General features: G+C 54.4%; 5 protein-coding genes. 1 reads left to right on the forward strand and 4 read right to left on the reverse strand.

The window, feature by feature from the left end; translation table 11 throughout:
* The 4 genes from C5B90_RS19555 to C5B90_RS21315 form a co-directional block, all read right to left on the reverse strand.
* Positions 1–846, reverse strand: an 846-nt coding sequence (locus C5B90_RS19555) for an AAA family ATPase (protein ID WP_148708258.1), incomplete at its 3' end; no start/stop codon positions are given.
* The gene (locus C5B90_RS19560) at positions 843–2,015 is read right to left on the reverse strand and encodes a DNA repair exonuclease (protein ID WP_115883594.1); all 1,173 of its coding nucleotides are present in this window, start codon (positions 2,013–2,015) and stop codon (positions 843–845) included. The genes C5B90_RS19555 and C5B90_RS19560, both read right to left, overlap by 4 nt.
* 313 nt (positions 2,016–2,328) lie before the next feature.
* On the reverse strand, positions 2,329–2,592 hold the full coding sequence (locus C5B90_RS20455) for a hypothetical protein (protein WP_148708259.1): 264 nt from the start codon (positions 2,590–2,592) through the stop codon (positions 2,329–2,331).
* A gap of 1 nt (position 2,593) precedes the next feature.
* Positions 2,594–2,905, reverse strand: coding sequence for a GIY-YIG nuclease family protein (locus C5B90_RS21315; protein ID WP_115883595.1), 312 nt, complete (start codon positions 2,903–2,905; stop codon positions 2,594–2,596).
* A 109-nt stretch (positions 2,906–3,014) separates the two neighbouring features.
* Here C5B90_RS21315 and C5B90_RS19570 point away from each other — a divergent pair.
* On the forward strand, positions 3,015–3,584 hold a 570-nt coding region (locus C5B90_RS19570; protein ID WP_115883596.1), incomplete at its 3' end, for a DUF6293 family protein.

The following is a 3,584-nucleotide window of genomic DNA, read 5'->3' on the forward strand; positions in this document are numbered from 1 at the left end:
CTCGCTATCGTCGATGGTGGACTGCGCGTCTGTGCGGTCTTCCTGTGCGGACTCGATCTGTTCGATCTTATCGTCGCGTCGTGCTTCGAGGTCTTCGTAATCCTCAATGTCGCCCTCGATGCGGTTGCGTTGCTCTTTGAGTTGGTCGATGAACTCGTCGTATTCCTCAATCTCCGCTTCCAGTTCCTGAATGCGGTCGGTGAGTGATTGGATTTCGTTCTCGTACTCCGGTTCGGTGTACTCGAAGCCGTCGAGGTCCTCTTGGTAGTTCTCACGGCTGTTCTTGTTTCGTTCTTGGACGCGCCCGGCTCCGCGGCGCGCGAGTTTCATCCGGTCGATGTATTCGTCAATCTCGTCGAGGCCAAGTAAGCTGTCGATCATTTCGGCGCGGTTGCCGGCGTCGATCAGCCGGTCGATCTCGCCCTGTTTCACGTAGACTGAACTGGAGAAGTCGTCCTCATCCATGCCAAGGAGGCTGATGACTTCTTCGCGGACCGGACCGATCCCGGTGATCGGTTCGGAGAACGAAGGCGTGTCAAGCGTAGCGCTGCTCGGCGTGCTCGTGGTGTACAGCTTCCACGTCGCGGTGTATTCGGTGCCGTCGATCTCGAAGACCAACTCCACCGTTCCTTTGTCTTCGCCGCGTCGCACGAGGTCGTCAAGCGTGAAGTTATTCGTCCCGACGTTGCGGATCTTCGAGAGAAACAGCCCACCGAAAATCCCCATGAGGAGCGAGGTCTTCCCGGCTCCGTTCTCACCGTGGATGAGGATCGTTCCTTCGGGGAACTCGACGGTCTGATCCTCGTAGCTCCGAATGTTCTGGAGCGTGAGCGAGTTGATCTTCATTGCTCGCTCACCTCATCATCATCATCCGCATCGTCCAGGTCCGCGAAGGCGTCCGTCTGGGCATCTTGGATCATCCCTTCGATGACATCGTCGATTTCGTTGGTCGCCAGGTCGTCATCGCTCCGAATGCGTTCCTCGACGGCGGTTGTGATCTCGCTGAGGTTCTGTTCGGCGAGTTTCTCCTCGATGAGTTTGTCTGCGCTCTGAATCGCGCCCTGCGGGCCGTCCTCGGGATCGAACTGTGTTCGTCCACGACGGTCGTCAACCTTGCATACCGCCGCGCCGTTATCGACGACCATCTCGTAAACGTCGCTCGACGTGACGGGTGTCCGCTCACCGGCGAGCGTGACGATAGCAACCGTGTCATTGAGCTGGTGTCGGACGACCTGGTCGCGTGCGTATCCGTGACTGTCCTCCTCATCGAACTCGATCCGGATTGAGACGAACTCCCGCGTTTCGAGTTCGAGCTCTCGTCGGTCGAGTTCACCGTCCTCGATTTCGAGGAGGCTGACGGTCCGCGGCTCTACTTCGTCCGTCGCACAGCGTTCGGTCGAGCCAGCGTACCACGCGGGGACGCCGTCGATAATGCCGCTCTCAGTCTGGTGATAGTCACCGAGTGCGAGCGCGTCGACATCAATGTTCACTCGTTCGAGCACCTCTACGAGGTCGTGGTCGGCATAGAACTCGGGGACGAGTGGCTCGAATAGTTGATGGAGACCAAGCAGGCAAAACGTGTCGTCGTTTTCGGGCTCGTCAAGCGTGAAGTCGGTCGCCTCCCACGCGGGTTTAGTGACGGCGTCAATCCCGTAGAGCGCGACGTCGTCGGTCACCATCGTCGGCGTTCGATCTAAGCGTTCGGCCGTGCCGGTCTCTCGAATGAGATCGAGCCATTGTTGGTCCATTTTCCGGTCATGGTTCCCGACGATTCCGTAGAACCGGATGTCCTCATCGGCGAGCTTTCTGAGAATCTCGATGCAGTTCGTGACGATGGGGAGTGACGGTGTTCGACGGTGAAACAGGTCGCCAGTGTGGATGACCGCATCGACATTCTCTTGGAGTGCGCGGTCGATGGCGGCCTCGAAACTGCGCGTGAAATCGTCCCTGCGGGTATCGCTTCCGTACTGTCGATTGCCGAGGTGCGTATCGCTTAGATGGAGGATTTTGGTCATTGGTTTCGAATTACTATTACCTGACAGCGGGAGATACAATAACGTGTGGCAACCAAGGTGAAAGTAAAGGTGAGCAGAATGGCTCTGTTGAAATCCTCAGCGAAGGATCGGTTCTCGTCACGTGCGGAGCAAACCACCGACAAGGATCGTATCGAATCTACGAAACAAGGGTTGGAATGTAACAGAAATGTCCACCAAAAGTTTCATTCGAAGAGTACCCAATCAACCCTCGGTCAAGCGACTTCGCCGCATTTGGGTTGAGAGGTGAATGATATCAATCTGTTTGACCCAGTTTACTGTGCTATTTACAGTATCATTGGCGTGGGACATTCCAGTACCATTTGACTCCTGCCCAGACGCAGCCAACTGCGAGTACAGTGACGAACCCTTCTGCAGTGAGTGGTGGGAGGTACTTTGTGGTGGCGTACGCGGTGATGCCATCGAGTGGCCGGCCGTGCGCAAGATCATTGAATAAGTACACGATAGCGAGTGTTGCCCCGCCAAAGACGAGCATCGGGTACGTGTTCGTGAATGCGCTTTTAACGATATATTTGAATGCGCCTGTGATGTACCCCATATTAGAACCAGCCCGTTCGTGGGTCCTGAGTGTTCCAGGGTGGCGTGTTGCCGTGTTTGTTCTCGTAGCTATCGAATTCGGTCTTCTCCATTGATTTCGGGCTTTGGAGGAACCCTGCTTTCTTGAAACGGAATCGATTCGGATTCTTCTCGTCTAGGTGCTCCAATAAACGTCGCTGGAGATTGTCGGTTCTTCCAATGTACAGCGCTCGCTCCTCACCGAAACTCGTGAGTTCGTACACGCCACCATTGGTTGGAGCAGTCCGCTTGATTTGGGAACGATTCATTCGACTCCACTTCTTCCGAATTGGCATTACCGGGAAGAAAGATAGCTGCCCGCTTAAAAATTATCTCGTCAGAAATGTTACTAACGTTGCAACCGTTACAAAAGTGATTTTTGTTAGAGTATCATTCCAAGTAACAATGGGAATTCATGTTCCTGACCGGGTCCACGTGTCGCCCCTCGGATATGAGTTCGACCGGGTTTTGGAACCAGCAGTTGATTACAAAGCAGATAGCGTGTACCTGCTGGAACACGAGGAACCAGATGGTGAAAAACCGGAGTACCACGCGACGTTGAAAGCGGATTTGCGGGACGCCGGAATTACTGTGCATTCCGTTCAGTGTGACATCTTTGATTTGTACACAGTACTAGGTGAGATTGCGCAGATCATCAAGAGGCACGCGAAAGATGAGGTGTACGTCAACCTATCAACGGGAAGTAAAATTTCGGCGATCGGTGGGATGATCGCATGCATGGTAACCCGAGGGTCAGCGAACGTGACACCGTACTATGTTCGAGCTGAAGGCTATGCGTCAGACGACGACGTTGACGAGGGAGCCCCAGTGAGTTTTGGAATGGCTGCCATTACCGAACTCCCAGCTTACCCAATTCAGGGTCCATCGAAAGAAGAAATCGTGATCCTACAGTTCATCGCCGAGGAGCAACCAATCACGAAGAAACAGTTGATCCGTCAAGCAAGACAGGTTGTA

It is taken from the genome of Haloferax sp. Atlit-12N (assembly GCF_003383095.1).
Classification (GTDB): Archaea; Halobacteriota; Halobacteria; order Halobacteriales; family Haloferacaceae; genus Haloferax.